This is a genomic window from Celerinatantimonas diazotrophica (assembly GCF_004339545.1).
GTDB lineage: Bacteria > Pseudomonadota > Gammaproteobacteria > Enterobacterales > Celerinatantimonadaceae > Celerinatantimonas > Celerinatantimonas diazotrophica.
Genome location: NZ_SMGD01000013.1, coordinates 226160 through 247223, shown reverse-complemented (window position 1 = coordinate 247223; position 21064 = coordinate 226160). Strand labels below are relative to the sequence as shown.

The 21064-nt window shown below is 39.0% G+C and carries 20 protein-coding genes and 2 pseudogenes; 13 read left to right on the top strand and 9 right to left on the bottom strand.

Features of this window, described 5'->3' with window-relative positions; genetic code table 11:
* Positions 1-9: 9 nt before the first annotated feature.
* The 4 genes from EV690_RS10245 to nlpI are packed head-to-tail and all read left to right on the top strand — an operon-like array spanning position 10 to position 3002.
* Positions 10-375 carry a hypothetical protein gene (locus tag EV690_RS10245; protein ID WP_131912912.1) on the top strand — a complete coding sequence of 122 codons (366 nt, stop codon included), beginning with the start codon at positions 10-12 and terminating at the stop codon, positions 373-375.
* 16 nt (positions 376-391) lie between these two features.
* Complete coding sequence (locus EV690_RS10240) at positions 392-1153, top strand: SirB1 family protein (RefSeq protein WP_131912911.1); 762 nt, start codon at positions 392-394, stop codon at positions 1151-1153.
* A 51-nt stretch (positions 1154-1204) separates the two neighbouring features.
* Complete coding sequence (gene kdsA / locus EV690_RS10235; RefSeq protein WP_131912910.1) at positions 1205-2062, top strand: 3-deoxy-8-phosphooctulonate synthase; 858 nt, start codon at positions 1205-1207, stop codon at positions 2060-2062.
* A gap of 52 nt (positions 2063-2114) precedes the next feature.
* Complete coding sequence (gene nlpI / locus EV690_RS10230) at positions 2115-3002, top strand: lipoprotein NlpI (protein WP_131912909.1); 888 nt, start codon at positions 2115-2117, stop codon at positions 3000-3002.
* A 15-nt stretch (positions 3003-3017) separates the two neighbouring features.
* On the opposite strand, the gene EV690_RS10225 is transcribed toward nlpI, so the two are convergent.
* Both EV690_RS10225 and ubiU read right to left on the bottom strand, forming a co-directional pair.
* Positions 3018-3884, bottom strand: coding sequence for a U32 family peptidase (locus EV690_RS10225; RefSeq protein ID WP_131912908.1), 867 nt, complete (start codon positions 3882-3884; stop codon positions 3018-3020).
* Between the two features lie 9 nt (positions 3885-3893).
* A complete protein-coding gene (gene ubiU, locus EV690_RS10220; RefSeq protein ID WP_131912907.1) occupies positions 3894-4886 on the bottom strand; it encodes a ubiquinone anaerobic biosynthesis protein UbiU in 993 nt (330 codons plus the stop codon).
* 130 nt (positions 4887-5016) lie between these two features.
* Here ubiU and ubiT point away from each other — a divergent pair, with 130 nt between their 5' ends.
* A complete protein-coding gene (gene ubiT / locus EV690_RS10215) occupies positions 5017-5526 on the top strand; it encodes a ubiquinone anaerobic biosynthesis accessory factor UbiT (RefSeq protein ID WP_165872726.1) in 510 nt (169 codons plus the stop codon).
* Here ubiT and EV690_RS10210 read toward each other — a convergent pair.
* Entirely contained in the window at positions 5523-6671 is a 1149-nt protein-coding gene (locus tag EV690_RS10210; protein WP_131912905.1) for a DUF945 family protein, read from the bottom strand. The two genes, ubiT and EV690_RS10210, sit on opposite strands and share 4 nt — an antisense overlap.
* A 26-nt stretch (positions 6672-6697) precedes the next feature.
* The gene (locus EV690_RS10205) at positions 6698-6964 is read right to left on the bottom strand and encodes a YfhL family 4Fe-4S dicluster ferredoxin (protein ID WP_131912904.1); all 267 of its coding nucleotides are present in this window, start codon (positions 6962-6964) and stop codon (positions 6698-6700) included.
* A gap of 647 nt (positions 6965-7611) precedes the next feature.
* On the opposite strand from EV690_RS10205, the gene EV690_RS10200 reads away from it, so the two are divergent.
* The 4 genes from EV690_RS10200 to EV690_RS10185 all read left to right on the top strand — a co-directional run bounded on the left by EV690_RS10200 (position 7612) and on the right by EV690_RS10185 (position 9939).
* Complete coding sequence (locus EV690_RS10200; RefSeq protein WP_131912903.1) at positions 7612-8529, top strand: hypothetical protein; 918 nt, start codon at positions 7612-7614, stop codon at positions 8527-8529.
* 332 nt (positions 8530-8861) lie between these two features.
* The gene (locus tag EV690_RS10195; protein WP_131912902.1) at positions 8862-9239 is read left to right on the top strand and encodes a hypothetical protein; all 378 of its coding nucleotides are present in this window, start codon (positions 8862-8864) and stop codon (positions 9237-9239) included.
* Positions 9240-9433: 194 nt separating this feature from the next.
* The gene (locus EV690_RS10190) at positions 9434-9688 is read left to right on the top strand and encodes a type II toxin-antitoxin system Phd/YefM family antitoxin (RefSeq protein WP_131913120.1); all 255 of its coding nucleotides are present in this window, start codon (positions 9434-9436) and stop codon (positions 9686-9688) included.
* Complete coding sequence (locus tag EV690_RS10185; RefSeq protein WP_131912901.1) at positions 9685-9939, top strand: Txe/YoeB family addiction module toxin; 255 nt, start codon at positions 9685-9687, stop codon at positions 9937-9939. The genes EV690_RS10190 and EV690_RS10185 overlap by 4 nt, the downstream gene beginning before the upstream one ends.
* A 201-nt stretch (positions 9940-10140) precedes the next feature.
* Here EV690_RS10185 and EV690_RS10180 read toward each other — a convergent pair whose 3' ends face one another.
* Positions 10141-11292 carry a hypothetical protein gene (locus EV690_RS10180; protein ID WP_131912900.1) on the bottom strand — a complete coding sequence of 384 codons (1152 nt, stop codon included), beginning with the start codon at positions 11290-11292 and terminating at the stop codon, positions 10141-10143.
* A 1291-nt stretch (positions 11293-12583) separates the two neighbouring features.
* On the opposite strand from EV690_RS10180, the gene EV690_RS10175 reads away from it, so the two are divergent.
* Positions 12584-12805 carry a hypothetical protein gene (locus tag EV690_RS10175; RefSeq protein ID WP_131912899.1) on the top strand — a complete coding sequence of 74 codons (222 nt, stop codon included), beginning with the start codon at positions 12584-12586 and terminating at the stop codon, positions 12803-12805.
* 30 nt (positions 12806-12835) lie between these two features.
* Positions 12836-13195 (top strand): annotated as a pseudogene (locus tag EV690_RS10170) (ORF6N domain-containing protein); the annotation flags it as partial.
* A 625-nt stretch (positions 13196-13820) separates the two neighbouring features.
* Here the strand turns inward: EV690_RS10170 and EV690_RS10160 are convergent.
* Positions 13821-14132, bottom strand: a complete 312-nt coding sequence (locus EV690_RS10160; protein ID WP_131912898.1) for a hypothetical protein — start codon at positions 14130-14132, stop codon at positions 13821-13823.
* 249 nt (positions 14133-14381) lie between these two features.
* Here EV690_RS10160 and EV690_RS10155 point away from each other — a divergent pair, with 249 nt between their 5' ends.
* Together EV690_RS10155 and EV690_RS10150 are read left to right on the top strand one after the other, a co-directional pair.
* Entirely contained in the window at positions 14382-15071 is a 690-nt protein-coding gene (locus EV690_RS10155; RefSeq protein ID WP_131912897.1) for a hypothetical protein, read from the top strand.
* A gap of 2 nt (positions 15072-15073) precedes the next feature.
* Positions 15074-16180, top strand: a complete 1107-nt coding sequence (locus EV690_RS10150; RefSeq protein ID WP_131912896.1) for a helix-turn-helix domain-containing protein — start codon at positions 15074-15076, stop codon at positions 16178-16180.
* 936 nt (positions 16181-17116) lie between these two features.
* Here the strand turns inward: EV690_RS10150 and EV690_RS18800 are convergent.
* The 3 genes and pseudogenes from EV690_RS18800 to EV690_RS10135 form a co-directional block, all read right to left on the bottom strand.
* Positions 17117-17221: pseudogene (locus EV690_RS18800) on the bottom strand (transposase); the annotation flags it as partial.
* A gap of 226 nt (positions 17222-17447) precedes the next feature.
* Positions 17448-18344, bottom strand: coding sequence for a myo-inosose-2 dehydratase (iolE, locus tag EV690_RS10140; RefSeq protein ID WP_131912895.1), 897 nt, complete (start codon positions 18342-18344; stop codon positions 17448-17450).
* A 313-nt stretch (positions 18345-18657) separates the two neighbouring features.
* Positions 18658-20943: an ATP-binding response regulator gene (locus tag EV690_RS10135; RefSeq protein WP_165872725.1), complete on the bottom strand. Its 2286-nt coding sequence runs from the start codon at positions 20941-20943 to the stop codon at positions 18658-18660.
* Positions 20944-21064 lie beyond the last annotated feature (121 nt).

The window sequence follows — 21064 nt, the reverse complement described above, 5'->3', positions numbered from 1 at the left end:
GGAGAAAGAATGTTCGCGTTAAGCAATATTGTGCAAGTTCTGTTTCTGGTCCTGTTGATGCTCATGTGGTGGATTAGAATTTTGCGGCCTGCGTATGAAGCGCCCTTTTCCAATTGGCAAAAGCTTGAAGCGGGCGCTTTGCTTGGCATTATTGTGTTTAGCACTTGGGGAGCATTGTTAAAACAGCAATCCCCTTGGTTTGAAATCTGGTATGCTGAACAGATTGCTTCAGTGATGATAGGCGCATTTTTAATGCGGATCTGTCTGCGTTATTACCGCAAATTGCTGATGCGAATCGTGATTGGTTTGGGAATATGCGGTTGGTTGGCGATGGCCGCCAAGGCGGGTATTCACCATCAACCTATTTGGTTTTAGTTAGGAGTGTATCACGTTGTTAATTGAAGCCCTTGCATTAAATGAAGAGTTATCGGGTCGCGAGTCTCAGAGTAGTCGTCATCAATTATTTAGCTGGTGGCGTGAGTGGACTGAGAACCATGCGTTGGCGGTAGGTGATGATGCTCGTTTACAGCAGCTGATTGAGCTAGTGTATGGTGAGCTGGGATTTTCTGGCAACTGGAAAGACTTTTTTAATAGCCAAAATATCTTTCTTGATAAGGTGATTGAACATCGCTTTGGGACCTCGGCATCACTGGCATTGCTGGTGAGCTATTTTGCTGATAAGTTTGAGCTCAATTATGAGTTTATCAATTTACCTGGATGTTTTGTTCTGCGTTTTGTCTTTGAGCGTGATGTTTATTTTGACCCATTTAGTGCAGAAATTCTTTCATTGCATGAAGTGGAGCTGAAATTGCGCGGTTATAAAGGTGATTTAGCGCGTTTGAGCGCTGAGCATTTGCGCCCACTTAAACATAACGAGGTAATGATTCGCTGGTTATCGGCACTTAAGAGTTCATTGATTCGTGAAGATAAGTTTGAGCCAGCATTACGCGTGTCTGAGGCGTTATTGCGCTTTAACCCGGATGATCCTCACGAAATGCGAGACCGGGGATTTTTATTCCAGCAGCTTGATTGTGCCAGTGTGGCAATTCATGATTATGAATACTTTATTGAAAAATGTCCTAAAGATCCGGTAGCGGACCTTTTGAAAATTCAGATCCGCAGTTTAGAACAAGATTCGGCGACGATTCACTAATAAAATTCGTAATAGTGGTGATTGGCCGTTAGTTTATAAGAAGAGAGAAAGATGACAGCACCTAAAGTAAGCGTTGCCAATATTGAGATTGCTAATGAAAAACCGTTTACCTTATTGGCCGGTATGAATGTATTAGAGTCACGAGATATGGCTCTTAAAATTGCTGAACATTATGTCAACGTTACCGAAAAATTAGGGATTCCTTTTGTTTTTAAAGCATCTTTTGACAAAGCGAATCGTTCATCGATTCATTCATATCGGGGACCTGGCTTAGATGAAGGCCTGAAAATATTTGAAGAAATCAAAGCAACTTTCTCTATTCCACTGATTAGCGATGTCCATGAGCCGGCACAAGCCAAACCTGTTGCCGAAGTAGTTGATATTATTCAGCTCCCAGCGTTTTTGGCTCGTCAGACCGATCTGGTGCAAGCAATGGCCGAAACCGGTGCGGCTATCAATATTAAAAAACCACAATTTTTAAGCCCTTCACAAATGAAAAATGTAGTCGATAAATTTGTAGAATGCGGTAATGAAAGATTAATCCTTTGTGATCGTGGCACTAATTTTGGTTATGACAATTTAGTGGTGGATATGCTTGGTTTTGGAGTGATGAAACAAAGTTGCGATAACCGCCCTGTGATTTTTGATGTGACCCATTCGCTGCAATGTCGCAGTGCATTGGGTGAAGCATCGGGGGGGCGTCGTGAACAAGTTCTGCAGTTAGCGCGAGCAGGGATGGCAACTGGGTTGGCTGGGTTATTTTTAGAAGCACATCCTGATCCTGATCACGCTCTTTGTGATGGCCCGAGTGCATTGCCATTATCTAAATTGGAACCATTTTTAGTTCAGATTAAAGCACTAGATGATTTGATTAAATCATTTGCGCCAGTTGATACTGTTCATCCTTAAACGGCCAGAGCTAGCTTATTGAGCTGCTCAAACAGACTATAAAAGGATTTATATGATTAAAACATTGTGGGCGTTAACTGTTGTAGCCTCTATGTTAACTGGCTGTGCAACGAATAAGCCTGTTGACTACTCTCCGAAGCAGTTGGTGTTGGCAACTCCGCAGCAAACGGATTATGAGTCACAAGCAAACTTTATTCGTTTAGGACAGCTGATCCAGTCCGGGCGTTTTCAGGACGATAAGCTAGCGCAACTTTATTACCAGCGAGGCATGGTATTAAGTAAAATGGGCTTAGGGGCTATGGCCCGTCTCGATTTCAGCCGAGCTATCCATATTCAACCAGATTTTCCTCAGCCTTATAACTTCTTAGGATTATATTATCTGCAAGATGACGAACTCGAGAATGCCTATGAAGCTTTTGATTCATCCATTGAGCTTGATCCTCGGTTTAGCTATGCGTATTTTGCTCGTTCGGTAGCTCTTTACTATGGGCAAAAATATAAGTTGGCGCAGAAAGATATTCGTCGTTATGAAGTGCAAACACCGAATGATCCGTATCGGGTGTTATGGCGTTATTTAATTGATAGTAAAATCGATGAACTTTCAGCCGCTACAAGCTTAAATAATGCTTATAAAGGGCATCAGAATAGTCATCAATGGGGCTGGCAGCTAATCGCATTATTTACCAATAGAATTACGCCTACGCAACTGCTTGAAGAGGCTAAGTTAACTAAAAATCCTGCGCAAAGAGCACAGCAACTGTGTGAAGCGTATTTTTATCTGGGCAAATATTCTCAGCAATATGGTGATGCGTTTTTGGCTCAGCAGGAATTTAAACTTTCGTTATCTAGCAATATTTACGAGTACATTGAACATTCGTTGGCGTTACTAGAAATAAAACGTTATGACGAAGCCCACACGCAGATGACTTGGGAGCTATAAGCTCCCGGTGAATTATTATGAGACGTATTCTAGCCCTGGCACTTGGTGCCAGTAGCCATTCACCTCATGATGTAGCGGTTGTTTTTTCCCTAAAGCCGCTTGCTTAAACTGTTCAATTACCTGTTCGGTATGATGGTATTCAGGGCTAATACGCAAGATATCGACTAACCCTTGCATTCCTGATTGATCATTACAGAGGTTATAACATTGCCCCGACTGAGTTTGGATGCCATTGAGGACAAAAACAGGTTGCCCTTCTTGGCTCAGCACTTGTCGACCACTGGGGTAATCTTTGCAACATAGTTGGCAATCATCTTTACTACGGTTCAGTGACCGAGCCGTAAAGCAGCGTGCTGAATAAGCAAGTGGCAGATGTCCATAGGCAAAGACTTCAACTTCAAATTGTGCTCGCATTTGCTCTGGTAGCTCAGCTAATAACTCACTTAGCCACTGACGCGAAAGTTCAACGGGCATCACCCAGCGTTTCATACCTTGTGACAGCATGATAGCCAGTGCATCTTTGTTATAGATATTAATGGCACTACCACAAACAAACGGCAACCCGTGCTGATGTAATAGTTCCACGGCCCCCAAGTCATTGGCTTCGACCATAAATTCGCCATTATCACAGTACTTTTCAAGCTCTTTAATCTCAGAAGGTGCCTGAAGTAGTGCCTGAGTCGAAAGTATGACCTGCTTGCCGGCTTGGGCTAATTCTTTTGCCAAATCCAGCCAATCATTGACCTTCATCTCACGGCGTTTATTACAGACCGTTTCACCTATATAGACGATATTGATGTCACTGTGTTTCACCGTATTATAAAAATCGGCTAACTCCTCTTTGGGCCAAAAATATAAAACCGGTCCAATTGCGTATTGCATATTTTTCCCTTATTGCCAGGCTCGGTGATAAGCACCTAAAGTGGTTTGTCGACCCTCACTTAATTGTCCCAAAACGTCACTTCCGTGAGGTTGATAGTGCTCTGGGTCAGCTAAATAGCGATCAATAGCTTGACGCCACACTCGAGTGACTTGCTCGACATAAGCGGGGCTTCGCTGGCGTCCTTCAATTTTGACGGATGCGACATTTGCAGCAAATAATTTGGGCAAAACATCTAGAGTATTCAGGCTCGTGGGTTCTTCAAGAACATGAAAGCACTTACCATCGACATTAAAGCGACCTTTACATAATGTTGGGTAGCCGGCGGATTCATCGCGCTGATAACGGTCAATTAGTATGTTATTAAGGCGCGACTCAAGCCCGTTATCCGTTTCCTGCCAGCGAACAAAACTCGCGGGTGAACATGCGCCAACCGTATTTGGAGATTCTCCAGTGAGATAAGAAGATAAATAACAGCGTCCTTCAGCCATAATACATAAGCTGCCAAAGGCAAAGACTTCAAACTCGACTTCTGGACATAATTGCGCTAACTGGCGAACCTGATGGATGGATAATACTCGGGGCAATACGACACGTTTAATATTAAACAAATTTCGATAAAAGTGAATGGCTGCCGTATTCGTCGCAGATGCTTGAACCGACAGATGTATTGCGATATCAGGGTATGTTTTTGCAGTATATTCCAAAAGGCCAATATCAGCCATAATCAGAGCATCGGCACCGAGGTTAACCGCCTTATCAACGGCGTTTCTCCATAGCTGCTGTTGTCCGGGATGAATGAAGGTATTAATGGCGACATTTAGCTTTCGCCCATGATCCTTAATGTATTGAACAGCTTGCTCGAGGCGCTTTCCAGTAAAATTTAGACCCGCAAAATGTCGGGCATTTGTTGCATCTTTAAAGCCGATATAAACGGCATCAGCCCCTTCGTTTACGGCTGCTTTTACGGCGGGCAAACTGCCTGCAGGGCAAAGTAATTCCATAATATATGTGTTTATCAAACCAATCGTTAAAGTTTACTGAAGGATAATGTGACCAGTTTTGACCTCGCACAGTTTTTTAGAGAGTGTTTATAGCTAGACTTTGGAGTAATGCATACTAATGGAGAAATTTGTGCCTCTTTTTCAAAGTTTCAAGCAGCAGCTTGTCCAGAAAGGACCAACACTTGCCCGTTTGCCCGTGAAGTGGGTGCCGTTTCCTGTTCAACGTTCAGTAATGGAACTGGCGCTTAATCAGCTACTGAAAGAGTCTGCAAGTGAAGGAGAATTGGATTTTTTGACCGATCGTTGGGTCGCTCTCAAAGTTCGCGATATTAAAGGATGCTGGATGTTAACTTTTGCTGATGGCAAGTTAAAAGTATTTCCTCGAGCACAAGGTGCCGATGTTAGCTTTAGCGGTAATTTAAACGACTTTTTAGTGATGGTAGGGCGTCGGGAAGATCCTGATACATTGTTTTTTCAGCGTCGATTAAGCATTGAAGGGGATACTCAGCTTGGGCTTGAGGTTAAAAATTTGCTCGATAACATCGATTATGATGAATTGCCTCAGCCCGTACATCACCTATTAACAGTGCTTTCGGGCTGGGTTGTAGAACAGAATATCGAGTTAGCGCATTCAGTTTAAACATCCTCATCTGGGGGCGTTGTATCCGCTTTAAGTTCACCGCGTTGATAGAGCAAATTAGTTTTTAGAGTCTGTCCCTGCTGAATGATAAGTCCAGATTGAATCCCATGCTCTATCCAAGCCAACATAGGGTCAGGTAAAAGTTTATCAAGAAGTTGGCTGTCGGCGTTTGCATGTAACTCCATGGTGATGTTTTGTAACAGTAGCATGGTATCTAGTGAAGAATCACTAAAACTGGTTGGCGCAATACTTAGCGATGAATGAAGGTTTAATTGCTGTTTGCCATCGTTTATTTGTAATGGGTGAATTTGAATATGTAAACCATTGGCGATTAATGGGGTTAGCTGCTGCTGCCAGTTATGCCATTGGCCAGATGGTGCCGAACTTAGAAGATGAATGGCTTCACGAGAAGCCTGCATGCTGATATGGGCCTTCATATAATCTAAGTTTGTGGCGAGCGCTTTACCTCGATAGTGTAATTGATGCAGCGTAAAATCTGTTTGATAATCGCTCAAAGGTTGTTGGGGCGTGATATCCGTCTGCCAGTTTAGCGTGTTTAAACGCCATTGGTAGTACGTGTTTTGTAAGTTAAATTGGTCGATATGTAATTTGAATTGCCATTTAGCATGAGCCCTATGACTAGACTTTAAATGGGAGTAGCGTGTTTTTGAAATCAGTTCGAAGCCTTTGACCAGAATAGAGGATGTTGCGGTATTTTCGTGAAAAGAACTGAGTTTGGCTGTATTGATCAGCTGAGTGTTCGATAAGATGGTGGTTAATTGTAAATGGCGAAAGAGCTGAGTTTCGCCAATATAATGATGCTCACCACTGATGGAGAGTTTAGAAGGGTGCCAAGACCAGTGACTGGTGAACGTTGGCTTACCATTGAATAAAACTGTCGCCGTTGGACCTAATCCGAAGTAGTGACTATTCACGGTGATTGTGGTTGGCTTATTTTGCGTTGCAACCGTGAATGTTTCCTGCCCTGATAAGTATCCCCAATCATATTGATGCGTTTTTATCTTTAATCCTGAATTTTGCATCAAGGTGTTTGTGATTTTATAAGCGGCCCAACCATTGAGCAATGGAATGCCTGCGATAAGCAAAATGAAGATTGCTAATAGCAGTATAATACGTCGCGACATAGACCTTGTTTCCCTACAGTGGTCGTTTACTTTTTCTCTAGCAGAGTATCAGCATGCAGCTGAACAAACTTATCCAGAAGTTGTTCTTGCGTTTCCTGATGCTCAGGATCAACGATAATACAATCGATAGGGCAAACCTTCATACATGTTGGTTCAGGATAATGTCCTTGGCATTCAGTACAACGGTTAGGATCAATTTTTGTTTTATCCCCATCGTATGAGATTGCCTGATTAGGACATTCTGGTTCACACATGTCGCAGTCAATGCAGTTGTCTTTAATAAGTAGTGCCATATCAAGTGTTTATCTCAAATAACCTATAAAATTCAATAAATTATCAAATTTCTTTTGATTACTTTTGTTATTCCTTAGTCAATCAAATTCATGCTTGGTTAAATCATTGCATACTACACCCTAAGTATTGGGCACAGTGGTAAAAATTAGAGGCTGTTGGCTGTTGTTGAACCTGTTTGCCTAACTCTTTTAGGCAACACAGACTACGTCTGTATGCAAAATGCGTTTAATTTGAACAAAACTCAACCTCAAAAGAGCAATAACCCTTAACTTAGATCATACAGGTCAAAGACGATGAGAGAAATATGAAGCGACTTCTTTTTTACAGATTGCTTGAATGATTCTGAGACGACTCCATACCAATTCTGATTTGGTCAAAACGTGCTTGAAGCATAGCAAAACGGCTGTACACGAGAATCTTTGGTAGAACCAGCCCGTATTTTTTGACGATATGAGGCAACTGATCAATTACAAGATCAACGACGGTATCGCCAAAGTGATGGCTAGCACTTTGGCGGATGCGGCGAGTATGCAGAAACAAACAACCGTGACGAAAAATTGGGATTGATTCTATTAGAGAACCGCTAGATGTATTTTTATTAATGTGTTTGTTATTATCAAGTGACCTAAGCAAATAGGTTTTTAATATGTCTGTTAATCATCCTCGCATAGAAGATGTTCAAGAGTTAAAGATGCACAGTGATGCATTAGTGTCGCAAATGATGACCTATGGGGCTCAATGTATTGATGAGCCACTATTAAGAGAGAAGATACTCTATGGTACTCAGATTTGGTGTTCTCAAATAATTGAACGATATCAGCGTTCACCTCAGGCCAATAAGGCCGCAATTATTGCGCATTTTCAGCATAAAACGACACAGCTCTCGATAGCTGGCGGGCAATTATCTGCTATAAAAAATACGGCGGATCATGCGGTTCATAGTCAGCAGAGTGAGCGCAAGGATAGCTTGCAAAAGACACCATCCATTCAATGGGTAAAAGATGACCCAATGAATACCTCTCAAAAGACTCACATTCCCGATATTAATAATGAGATAGATCAACCCGACTTAAAACCTTGGGAAAAAGATACAAGTTCATTGGAGCAAAAATTAAATAATTTTAATAACAAAGTAAATAGTCCCGTTGGTTTTATTGTCAGTGCTGCTCAAATAAAAGCTGCAAATAAATTGGCAACAGAACAATTAATGTTTACTGACGAGTTAATGTTTTATAGAACGGTTGTTAGATTCAGTACCAAATGGGGAAAAATTACTGGTGGTGTAGGGATTTTTATCGTTTTAGGTTCAACACTTTTTGATGAATATAGTATGTGGAAAGATGGTGCTTCAACACAGGAGATAGAAATCCGAGCCCTCGGAGGTATATTGGATTTTATGGCTGCAGTTATTGGACTTGCAAGTGGATGGGGATTTGCAGGTACGTTGATTTATTATGGTGTTGAGATGGGAATGGCGCATGAGGGGATAAATCAAAACCCATTGATCTATCTGTATGAACATGAACTTAAAGGTGTCCTAGAGTATGTGGAAGATCTTCTTTAATCTTTATTATTTTCTTAAACGAGGAAATATTACCGTCCAAGGTGCTGAAACGTGTGCGATTATAGCAGCTGCCTTTTATGCAGCCATAGTTACTGTGTTTATTTTTTTTGCATTAGTTACTTTTAATTTGAGTTATCTTGGTGATTTGATGATTAATCACAAATATTTTACGCTCGGGATATATGCTGTTATGGGACTAATTTCTATATTATATGGACAAAAAAGATGCCGATATTTTTATCACCAAAAAATGGGTAAATTTTAGTTCTTCTCTTTATCATTCATTCCCCCCAAGGCCACTTCCTATTGGCCTTTTTATGTGTGAGCTCCCTATGTTTAAACTAACCGCCAAGAATACCGAGCTGCTGCTTGCACGTTTAAAATCGTGGCACCTGAAAGATGGTAACAGTACTAAGGGCGATTCGCTCTCACTTACTATTAACTCATCGAATATAGACGGCATTCCACTGAAAGGCGAGCAGTACACCGTGTACCTTGATGATATCAAGCGCGATGTCTTTCAAATCACCCAACGCATGGCCGCTATGCAGCCACGAGCGGTGCAAATCGAGCTGACTGTTGCGCCTTTTATGGCTGATTCCAGCGAGTTTTTAAAGCGCCAATCGGCCAGCAGGGACAACACCACATTGGCGCAAATCGTCTCTGATGTAGTCACTCCGTTTGGCTACGATATTTTTGTGCATCCTTGATTACAAAAAATTCAAATCGAGCACTGTGATTACGCCGATGAGAGTGCACAGGCATTTCTTAATCGGTTGGCGAAGCAGTTCGATGGGGGGAATGGAATAGCGCTATCAATTTTTAATTGAAGACTTGTGATAACCTCATATCCGTACCATAATACGTACAAGTACAAAAATCCGTACTTATAATGAGGTGTATGATGGATGTAATGAGCTATTCACAATTTCGAGCGCAGTTAGCTAAAACGCTTGATGATGTGAACGATGACCACAAGCCGGTGATGATCACTCGACAAAATGGTAAGCCTGCGATTGTCATGAGCGTTGAAGATTTCAAAGCGTATGAAGAGACTGCCTATCTTATGGCGAGCCCTAAGAACGCACAGCGGCTGAACGCGGCCATTTCAGAACTAGAAGGTGGTCATGGCAGTGAAAAGGGGCTGATTGAAGAATGATGTTAGTGTGGGCATCCAGTGCCTGGGAAGATTATTTATATTGGCAGCAAACCGATAAAAAGATATTAAAACGTATCAATCAGCTCATTAAAGAAATTAGTCGAGAACCATTTGAAGGCATTGGTGATCCTGAGCCATTAAAACATCAATGGACAGGCTATTGGTCTCGACGGATTAATAGAGAACATCGGCTTGTTTATAAAGCTAAAGAAAACGAAGTTTTGATTGCTCAATGTCGGTATCACTACTAAGAAGCATTCAATCAAAGCCCGTTTTAACACTCAGCGTTTTTGAGTCGTTTTTACATCTACACAAACGTGTTGCGAACGGGGCCTTTCTTGCGCCTAAATGCTTCATATGCGTCTACACCACGGGATAAAAAATTTTTAGTCCCATAATTCACCACCAACAGCAGAGGGAAAATGGTGGTAGAGGTAAGGGAGCGTGACGTGTCACAGATCATTCCGAGCATTGAGCTCTTTTAAATAATTCATAAAGATAATTCGAGTATTAATCAGTAATACTTCTGGGATTGAATTCATACTTTTGACTAGTCCTCCTTTTGAAGGATAGTCAAATCTAGGGTTAAAAGGAGATTTTAGAAAGCCATTTCTTCCTAAAAAAAGTCCTGCGTGTAGAACTTTGGATCTGAGTTTGTACCCCTCTCTTATGGTGGACATTATTAGCTCAGAACCGTGTTTTAATGAGAAGTCTTTAACTCTTTTCGAAATCTTGTATTGTGGTTGCCCACAGTTTTTACAATTTTTAATAGGTTCAGATTCAATATCTGAAATTATTTCAAGGCAGCTTATTATTGTGGCTATAGATATCTCTAAACCAATATTTACTCTATTACCATCTAATCTATGAAAATAGAGTAGTTCTGAGTCTTTATTGGTTAATACTATTTTTAATGAATCTTTAAATAATGAAGATGCTTCTATTATATTTTCATAAAATTTATCATGATAGCTATACTTAGATAAAAAATTATCGATTACTTCAAGGTTTTCTAAACAAAAGTCCAGATCTTCTTTGTCTAAATGATATTTACCCTCTACATTCAACTCTTCTTTTCTAAATAATGGGGTGGCCAGAGCCATGGATACTAAGTTAATTATTTCGTAAGATCGCATATCGGCTTCTTGTTGCCAGTCAATAGTATCAAAACTAGTAACAGAAAAAGTAAATTCATTATATGATTCATTTGGCTTTATTGAAAAATTTTCCCCAGAGTAAGAAGGTAGGATATAGTGACTAAATATAGGACCTTTGGCAGCTAATTTAGTCATGATTTTTTTTGTTTTTCTTGAATTTGAAATGCATTTTTTTATTTTTTTTATATTTTCGTCAGTGGCGTCTACCTCATCAATAGAGATATAAATATTATTTATTATGCCTTTCCTTTTATAGTCAAAAGAAATTTCTATTGGAGATATTAGACCTAAGTCCAACCAACCTAGCATATAATTGGTTTGATATTTTAAGCCTGAGTAGCACCATCCATAATTAGAAAATGATGCTCTAAATTGACTCCAGAGACATCGTAAAAATAAATCTGAATCCTTATTATTGGTTATATTTGTTTGTTCTGTTATCTTCATATCTGACTCATATGATATTGAATATTTAAAATATTATAGTCTTTTTTCATTTAGTTTCTATATTTAGCATGTTTTATAGTATTTCGATATTAGATGATATTAATTATTTCGGCCCACAGTTTGGAATTTTAATATAATAAGTTGACTCCAGATCAATCAGCTATCTTTTCGATGTGAGGCGTCAGAACCTCTTTACAAGCGAATGCTCCAACCCCGTTAGTGTTGGCTTTTTTATGCCTGATTTTTGTGGTCGGCTGTGTGATCACGCCCGATTTATGTCGGGAGGGCGACGAATAAAACGCCTTTTTAGGGAATAAATCCGCTGTTTGCTAAACCTTTCAGTACCATCTCAGAGAATGAAGCTTAAAAATATAGTATACCCTGTAGCTCGGGGAATTTTTAAATAACACTTTGGTAGAACCACACTTTCGGCAAATAAACGGACATACGCAACTTAATGCGACTGATTTAAGAGCTTGGATTTATTATCTAACATAACGAAAATGAAAAAATTAGTTTTGACCGTTTAGTGGATAATTTATTAAAATAAGTTATTTTCTAAACATTAAATATATCCATTGTGGATAAAGATACATTATTATCAATAATAATAAAATAATTATAAATATAAGTGTTAGAGTTATTGAAGATGTATTGAGAAAGAATGGTATCATATTCATTGATAAACTCAATATATCTTTAAATTCCAAGGTTGATAAGTTTTTTTTTACTTTTTTTAAAAATTCATTTATTTTTCTACATGACATTTGTACTCCGGTCTTTCAAATTTAATGGCTAAGATAACTAAAAGCACACATATTTATTAGGAATAGGTTGGTCAATTAATCAAAGCCGGTTTTTTAGAGCTAGAAATCTGAACTGATAGCAAATTAAATTCACTATTGTTGATGGTTTTCCATAATATAAGTGATATTATATATCACCGTATATTAAATATTGATTATCTTTATTTATTCATATTTATTTCTCCTGTACTAGTTATATACATCAAATAGAAACTAAGCACCTATTCGGTGGTATGGTTTCGTTCTGGTGAGAATGATTCTGTCTGGTTATGATCTTTATTTTGAGGGAAAAACCCACATTTATATTATTACATAGAACAGCATATTTGTCAATAAAAATTTGACTTATTTTGTTTGATATGGTAGATAACGATCCTTTTGTTTTAACGCATTGTTTATTTATATAAGATTATTTATTCATCTTTGGGAATGCTAACTAAGTATTATATTTATACAAATATTCTTTATTCTTCTCCCGAACTTTCATGAGCTTCAAGACTCACTGGCAAAATCCCAGTGTCGGGATTGGTCCCCCGTTTATTTTCCTTGGCATGCAATGCCAGCTTTTTGCTGGTTTTTTTATTCAAGTTCAGCACGTCATTATGGTGGGCGGGATGAGGCAGCCTTCATTGGCTGGTTGTTTCCAAGGTAACGGTAGGACCAACCTCGTTCAGTTCACCGCCAGTGATTGGTCCCGTTGGTGGTGATTAAAGCCCGATACTACCTTGGGGGTTATCATGACTAATGAAATTAGTGTAGAAAACCTATCAATTGTCTCCTATAAATTCATTCCTGTTTTAACTTCAGAACAGCTTGCGCAGTTGTATGCGATTGAATCGAAAAATATTTCAGATAATTAACTGAATAATCAGAATCGTTTTATCGCTGGTAAGTATTACTTTAAATTAACTCATTCTGAATTAAGAAGTTTTAAGAACAGACCCGATTCTATCGGGTTAGTTAAAAAACATGCTCGTAGAGTGATCCTATGGACTGAACGCGGTGCGGCTAGGCATGCAAAAATGCTTGAAACCGAACAGGCATGGGATGTGTTCGAAAAGTTAGAAGATTATTACTTTAGTCGGCAAGCTAAATCAGATGTCAGTGTTCAAACACGCCAATGCACAGCCGAACAATTAACCCCACTGCGCCAAACCGTCGAACGGCTCATTACCACTGGCGTGGCCAATATCTATCCAGATATCTGGAAACTCGTTCATCAACGCTTCGATGTCCAACATATCAACCAGCTATTGCCAGAACAAGTGAGTGAAGCCATCGATTATCTCGATGCCATAGAAGGGGATTTTATCGGCAAACAAGCCGAGCTGGCCGCGCCCAAACTCAACCTGAACTTCCCGATGAGTTGGTGGCAGCAATACCAGAAAATATTCCAGGCGAGGGGGCTCGATCATGTAGACCTCGACAAACCGTGGAACTTTCCTGCTAAATTTCTCTACGGCGATGCCTCCGATTCACCCTCTGCAATCTCAGAATTACTCTTCGAACTCGAAAAAGCCGGCTTCAACGTCCAAGCTGCCCGTTTCGAATTGCAGGCGCATCGCCATCACCTAGAAATGAAAGAGCAGAAGTTAGAAAACTTAGCCAAACTCACCCGAGATTGCGCCCGCCAAGCCCAGCACTACCTAGGCCGCCACTAACCACTTCCGCTTTTCCCCTCCTAAAGGAGGGGATAGGACACAAGTTTTTCTAGTCGAGAAATTATCGGGGAAATTGCTCTTTAAGTTCCCGTGCGATAGCTTTTACTTGTGATTCTTGTTTTCCTTTAGGCATAGGAATACCGTTTAAAGATTTATTCCAGAAATGAATTGTATTAGAAACATCGTCATATTCACTCTGCCTGATAGCATCATGTTGCGCTTGGACGAACTCCCTTGCGGCATCCATAGCCGCTTTCCTACTATCCTCGTTAACCACAATTCTGATAGCTGCGTCAAGAATTATCTCGTTATATAGCGCCTCTTCGTGTTCTTCTTCAGCTTGTTTAACCATTAGGTCTGAACCAATTCCCATACTTTTCTCCAACCTGACATAAAAAACATTAGTGTACTCCTATGTTTGCTCTAGCCTGGACGGTAAGCAAGCGAAAATATTTTATTTTGTAATTTGGAAACTTCTAATGGGCGATCCTTGCGTTACCTAGTAAGCCAATAAAATATGTTTAGAAAAATTAATAACTGGAGCCTTGGTTCTTGTTTTATCCTCCGAAAGTAGGGTAAAATCGGAAGTGGCGATAAAATCTCTAATTTAAGGTTTCTTGTTATGAATAATTTCAGTACTCGGGTCCAGAATTTAGATGTAACTAATGTGGATAGACTCCTTGAGTTATTCGGTATTCCGGCCGAATCATTTAAAGATGCGTTACTCGCAGGTAAGCAAAAGCATGATGAGGCCACAGAGTTTCATCCAGTTACTACTGCTGGAGCTAGAGCATGGCAAGAAATTGTCGGGGTGTTCAGACAGTTAGCCGTAGAGCATGGACAAGGCTGGGAGAAAGATCAATTGAAAGGAAACCCGGTACTAATCAATTCGGAAAGAGGGATGACTATAGTTATCATGGGGGGCGATAATAATACGGGGTTGGAACGTGAAGATGGTATTCAGCCAAGCACAAAAAATTCTAAAGGCCATCAGTCCCAGCGGCTATTGCATGGTACAAATCTTAGTCTGTTCCAATCTATAGATGAAGAACCCAGTTCGCCAGTTCCTGTTGATTCCCACCAGACATGGGTGTTTCTATTTTATCTTGATAAAGAAAAACAAGAGATCCGTGCTGAATTATCGCTCCCAAGCATCGACGTTACTGAGTTTTTTCGAGAAGGGAAAGTCAAGGTTTCTGACTGGCAAGAACGAAGAATACTGCCAGCGATCCCATTTGATGGCGGATTTGATGACATTTCCACCCCTGAATTCACGGATGATTCGGAATTTTTTAACGCAGAGAAAATATAGACATGTTTGAACAGTTCAATCCTGCTAGATTGCGGTTAGCAAGATTAAGAAGACAATATACACTCAAGCTGCTAGCTGAAAAAGTTGGTCTGAGTACCAAAATGGTTTCTGAGTATGAGAAAGAGCCTTGTCGCTATAACCCACCCGAGGAAACATTATCAGCCTTTGCTGTTGCCTTAAATTATCCTAAAGAGTTTTTTATGGATACGGATAATTTGGAACCAGTGGACAGAGATACAGTCTCTTTCAGAGCGTTAAAACGCATGAAAGCATCTCAGATGCATGCCGCGGTTGCTGCTGGTGAAATAGGCGTACTAATTAATAATTTTTTTGACAATAAGTTTTCTTTGCCTAAAACAAATGTTCCTGATTACCGAGGCATTGAACCATCATCAGCGGCTAGTGCTATTCGTTCGGAATGGGACTTAGGGCATAGAAGTATCAGCAACATGATCCATTTGTTGGAAAAAAATGGAGTTAGAGTTTTTTCGTTGTCAGAAAATACTCAAGACGTAGATGCTTTTTCATTTTGGAAAGATAATGTCCCATATGTTTTTTTGAATACTCAAAAATCAGGGGAACGTAGTCGATTCGATGCTGCCCATGAACTTGGTCATTTATTGCTACATGCACATGGTGTTCCTCAAGGTAAAGATATCGAGGCTGAAGCAGATTCTTTCGCAGCTAATTTGTTAATGCCTAAAGAAACTGTTTTACCTTATAAAAACAAGCTCATTAATCTCAGTTCTGTCTTGAAGTTAAAGCACAACTGGAAAGTGTCAGCGATGGCTCTCATTGTTCAAATGAAGAATGTAGGTGTGCTATCTGAATGGCAGTATAAAACGCTAATAATTGACGCTGGGAAGATGGGGCTTAGAACAAGAGAAATCGATGGTATCGATCGAGAACGCTCGTTAGTAATTGAGAAAATTCTGCTTTCGTTACGAGAAGATGGAATATCGATGTCGAAATTAGCTCAACTTTTACACATCCCCTTAGATGAGTTGAGTGGTTTGCTGTTTAGTATTGGGCTGGTTAACTCCGGTAACACAGATATGAATCAAGCAAAAACAGCGAATACCCGTCCGTATTTGCGATTAGTGAAGTAAGGTTAGTAAAGAGGATTTTATCCTCTTTACTGAATTGTGGCGAATTACTTCAGTGACCTTTATTTCGATATTATTTGCAATGATAGTGAGTATATTAATATTTTTCGGTATTATTTATTTTAATTTAGTAGATGATTTTCTCGCTCATCCACTTTTCCTATATGTTCCCCATTTATTATATTTTTATCTTGGTTTTTCTTCTACGGAGTGAAGCAGTTTAAGCGATTTGTTGACGAGCAGAAATCAGAAAATGACCAAAAGCCGTATCGATAGTATGCAATTATGCATCGAACGGATCTTTTCTTGCGTTTAAATGCTACATCTGCGTCCACAAATGGTTGGTATTAGAGAAGGGAAAAATAATGTGGCGAGTACTATTTAATCTATCTCGTTATGTCTTTTCAAAACGAGAGCCTGAATCTTGGAGATTTAGTGCTGTAACTCTGATTACTACCGTAGTTACTGTTCTGTTTGGTTTTGTATTTTTCTTTGCACTTATTTATTTGAATATAATGCCATTCTTTTTAAAACATCCCTTTGTATTTTATGTGCCACTATTTATATTTTTCTCTTGGTTTTTCTTTTACGGAGTGAAGCAGTTTAAGAAATTCGTTGATGAGTTGGAATCGGAAAAAAACAAGTCGTCTCGGTAGGATCGTGATTATCGTCGAATAAGTCCTTTCTTGCGCCTAAATACTACATACGCAGCCACATCGCGAGATAAAAAATTAGCCCTAGTCACCACCAACAGTATAGCCAAAATAGGGATTGAGGTAGGGGAGCGTGACGTGTCACATGACACTATAATTATGATATTTAAAATATCTTTAGTTTCTACCCTTTGCTGTCCCTCCCATGTATCGATATCTGGTTAATCGCTCAACTAGATATTTCATGAAATTAGAAATCCATTTGGATGTATCGAGATTACCCCTTCATGGCTTCAGCGGCATCTCGAACGCTGTAATTTTGGTCGACAACGAGCTGCGCCGCTTCCAGACAGAATTCGGGGCTAAAGTTAGGTCTTCTTGGTTTAGTCATTGGTTCACCTGTATCGTCTCTGAGGTCAGTTTATCACCTCTAATCAGGTGGCCAAATTCACTATGCCACTTACAGTGTGCTGTTTAGTGCTAATTCCTGCATCCCAAAAGACGCAACGCCTTGCTATATTCTGCTTTTTCACAAAGCGTTTAGTCAATTTTACTCATGATACAAAGTTATAATGAATTACTATTTGAAAAGGGCTCCTTCTCCTGAGTTGCAGTTATTAGATATGAGCGATTTCACGAATATATTGACGAGCTTTGAAGGCATATTCGAGCGGGTTTGCGACACTGGGGTCTTGCTCGGCTTCAACAACCATCCACCCTTCATAACCTGCTTTATCCAAAGCGTCAAAAATCGGCTTAAAATCGATGACGCCATCTCCTGGAACCGTGAACGCGCCAAGGCGGACACCATCTAAGAAACAGCGGTGTTCATTGATGACTTGTTGACGTTTTTCCTCTCGAATATCTTTTAAATGGACATGTGGAATTCTATTCATATAGCGATTGAGAATATCCATAATGACAGTCTGATTGCCTTCAGAGTAATAGATATGGCCTGTATCTAATAACAACCCCACCGATGGCTCGACTTCAGCCATAAAACGGTCGATTTCAGCTGGCGTCTGAATGGCAGTGCCCATATGATGATGAAGGCAGACTGACATGCCTTTTTCAGCGGCCATTTCCGAAAGTTTGTTATAGCCTTTGGCAACTAGATGCCACTGCTCATCATTAAATGTGGGTTTATCATCAAAGATTGGACGATCGGTTCCCTGAATACTGCCACTTTGCTCAGAGCAACCGATGACTTTTGCACCCATCGTATGAAGAAAATTCATATGGTCCATAAAGCCAGCGATTGTTTCATCTAATTTGCCATCCGCGAAAAACGTACTAAACCAGGCATTACAAATTTGTAGTCCTCGCATCGATAATTGCTTTTTCAAAACGACCGGATCTTTAGGGTATTTATTGCCAACTTCACAACCGGTAAAACCAGCCAGAGCCATTTCACTGACACATTGTTCAAAGGTATTTTCCGCCCCCAGACTTGGGAGATCATCGTTAGTCCAGGCGATTGGGGCAATAGCGAGTTTTACTTTATCAGTGTTCATGTTCGTCTCCGTATAGACGTAGCTATTGAATAGAAAATGAAATATTTTTTCTAATTTTTATTTAATTTGAAATAAAATTCGATGAAATGAATCACACTTTTGAGATCTTAGATATTTTTAGTATTGGGCTCTTGTTGGCTATGAGTGGGGAAGTAGAAAATGTATGAGAACGATTGGTTTGCAGGGAACCTCTTGTTGAAAAACAGCTCATCAATCTATTGCCACATAGAAATAGTATACAGAGTTGGATGGTTCTATTACCCTATGATTCATGTTGATTCAATCGGCTGATTTAAATTGATCAATGGACTGTTTATTCTATTTTTGAGATGGAGGTAAAGTGGGGAACCCATTTTGTTAAAATAGTTTCTAAGTGCTCTTTAGTCGTCGGTTTGGCTAAACGGTCATCCATGTGCTGGTTGATTTGCAACATAGTTTCATCTTCGGTTTCGCCTGAAAACGCAATAACGGGGAGTGTTGGGTAGAGTGCTTTAATCGATTTACAGGCTTGGAAGCCATCCATGACAGGCATTCGAATATCCATAAAAACTAGGTTAAGAGGGCAGCGTTGCACCTTTTCGATTGCTTGTCTGCCATTTTCAGCCTCTTCAACGTTGATTCCCAATTTTTCAAGATAAAATCTAAGCAGTTGACGCTGTGACCGATTGTCATCAGTAACCAGTGCATAAATCACAGAGTCAGAACCCGATTTAGCCTTTGGGGGAGAAGTCGCCAACGATGATTCTTGCATTTCCGGCAATGCCATGGGGGCTTGATCTACTTTTGGAAAATGAAGCGTGAAAACTGTGTATTGACCAAAAACTGAATCACACGAAATATAGCCATTGAATAAATTCATTACCCGTTGACAATAACTTAATCCAAGGCCTGTCCCGCCACTTTTTTGGTAGGTAAAGAAGTCATCAAAAATGCGTTGTTGTATATGTTTTTCAATGCCTGGGCCATAATCTTTGAAATGTAATAAATTTTCTTGTTCTGCGATCTCTAGCGTGATCTCAATAGTACTTTCAGGATATTCATTGAAGTAATAGATGGCATTGCGAAGGAGGTTAAATAAAATAAAGCTAAATAAAACATCATTTACTGCAATCGTAAAATCACTCTGATGATTGAATGTGACCCGTTTTTGAGTGATTTCGCTATCAAAAGCATAGTCGCTGATGACCGCTTGTCCAAGCTGACTGATTGAATAAGGATGAATAGATTGTGGATCAATAGTGGGTTGATTTGCTTCTTGAAGCATTAAATCGATAATTTGATTTCCATGATAAATGGCGTTTTTAGCTTGCGTAATTTCATGATGTAATTCTAAATAGCAATCCATATTAGTGGATTCACTGTCAATTTTTTCCAGCCGAAGCTGAATTTGAGAAAGTGGATTGCGCATTTCATGGGCAATGGATTGTGCGATGGCTTGCGACTGTTTGATGTGATATTCGCTAAAAATATAGGTTTGAATATTTTTTAGTAATTGCTTAAGAGCAGATATTTCCTCAATAGTAAATAGAGCCCCATTCTTTTTATGTGAAGCAATAAATAGACGACTTAGTACATGATTGAGGTCATATAAAGGAAGTATAATTGCTGAATTATCTAACGACATTTGATCTCGGATCTTAACTAATTGTATATCATCAGTGCGATCAACATAATATTCAAGTTCATCAATTAGTAATGCAGAGTTGTTTTTTGATAAATAGGAATAATATAAATCGTTGGTTATAGTATCTGAAAAAAGAATTGTTTCTTGGTCAAGATAAAGCAAATCAGAAATCTTTTTAATTGCATTAAATGTCGATGATTTAAATTCTTTAGACATTTTTTTTATTTGTTTAACTGGAGGCTCTTTTTGATGGTAAAGCCATAAACTAATATAAATACTAGTGAATTTCCAGATTAATTTCCAGTTAGCGCTATAACTGATTGTCCAAATGATAGCACTTATGTTCTTTAAGCTTTCGGGGAATTTCCAGAGAATTATAAAAAGAATAGATAAGTATAAAAGAGATATTAAAAAAATATTTAAGAAAATATAAGATAGGTACTTAAAACTATAGAAGCGATGATAAATCATTGTGTATCCGACTATCATTAATTCAACTACAGATAGAGCTGGAGGAAGCCATGTTAATGCAAAGTCATGACAAGCATATGTAACAATGACGCTAGTTAATATTGTCGTTGTTGAGGTGATAATGAAGCCAATCGCGATATATATAGATTCAATTCTTTTTATTTTTGTTTTATTTTTGTTACTTAGAAGGTTAATTGCTGTTAATAATGAAACTAATACAAATGTAAAAAAGAATAATACTGTGTATGGTCCGAAATTAATTATAAAAAAACTAGCCTTTACTATTTTAATATTGGTAATAGTCAGATTAGGTATGAGATTTATTATTAAAAAAAATGCTGAAAAAATAATGATAATTAATTTTTGCCATCTTGAAATTTTTCGGTCCTTTTTATTTGAACTAAGGTGACACGAATATGTAAAAGCAGAAATAATTAAAAAAGAAGAGAATATATTAGCTAACCTAGCTAATATGATAGCATCATGTTCTCCATTAGAAACCAACCAGCTTGTATGAAAGTAGATATTGCTTAATATCCAAAGAATTATAAATATGGCATACATAATGCATGGGTAATATAATGTTCGGAATAAATATAGCCCACGATTTTTAATGAAAAAAATA

Coding starts and splice junctions, on each gene's coding strand:
- EV690_RS10245 (WP_131912912.1), top strand. CDS start 10: ATGTTCGCGTTAAGCAATATTGTGCAAGTTCTGTTTCTGGTCCTGTTG.
- kdsA (WP_131912910.1), top strand. CDS start 1,205: ATGACAGCACCTAAAGTAAGCGTTGCCAATATTGAGATTGCTAATGAA.
- nlpI (WP_131912909.1), top strand. CDS start 2,115: ATGATTAAAACATTGTGGGCGTTAACTGTTGTAGCCTCTATGTTAACT.
- EV690_RS10225 (WP_131912908.1), bottom strand. CDS start 3,884: ATGCAATACGCAATTGGACCGGTTTTATATTTTTGGCCCAAAGAGGAG.
- ubiU (WP_131912907.1), bottom strand. CDS start 4,886: ATGGAATTACTTTGCCCTGCAGGCAGTTTGCCCGCCGTAAAAGCAGCC.
- EV690_RS10210 (WP_131912905.1), bottom strand. CDS start 6,671: ATGTCGCGACGTATTATACTGCTATTAGCAATCTTCATTTTGCTTATC.
- EV690_RS10205 (WP_131912904.1), bottom strand. CDS start 6,964: ATGGCACTACTTATTAAAGACAACTGCATTGACTGCGACATGTGTGAA.
- EV690_RS10200 (WP_131912903.1), top strand. CDS start 7,612: ATGTCTGTTAATCATCCTCGCATAGAAGATGTTCAAGAGTTAAAGATG.
- EV690_RS10195 (WP_131912902.1), top strand. CDS start 8,862: ATGTTTAAACTAACCGCCAAGAATACCGAGCTGCTGCTTGCACGTTTA.
- EV690_RS10190 (WP_131913120.1), top strand. CDS start 9,434: ATGGATGTAATGAGCTATTCACAATTTCGAGCGCAGTTAGCTAAAACG.
- EV690_RS10185 (WP_131912901.1), top strand. CDS start 9,685: ATGATGTTAGTGTGGGCATCCAGTGCCTGGGAAGATTATTTATATTGG.
- EV690_RS10180 (WP_131912900.1), bottom strand. CDS start 11,292: ATGAAGATAACAGAACAAACAAATATAACCAATAATAAGGATTCAGAT.
- EV690_RS10175 (WP_131912899.1), top strand. CDS start 12,584: ATGAGCTTCAAGACTCACTGGCAAAATCCCAGTGTCGGGATTGGTCCC.
- EV690_RS10160 (WP_131912898.1), bottom strand. CDS start 14,132: ATGGGAATTGGTTCAGACCTAATGGTTAAACAAGCTGAAGAAGAACAC.
- EV690_RS10155 (WP_131912897.1), top strand. CDS start 14,382: ATGAATAATTTCAGTACTCGGGTCCAGAATTTAGATGTAACTAATGTG.
- EV690_RS10150 (WP_131912896.1), top strand. CDS start 15,074: ATGTTTGAACAGTTCAATCCTGCTAGATTGCGGTTAGCAAGATTAAGA.
- iolE (WP_131912895.1), bottom strand. CDS start 18,344: ATGAACACTGATAAAGTAAAACTCGCTATTGCCCCAATCGCCTGGACT.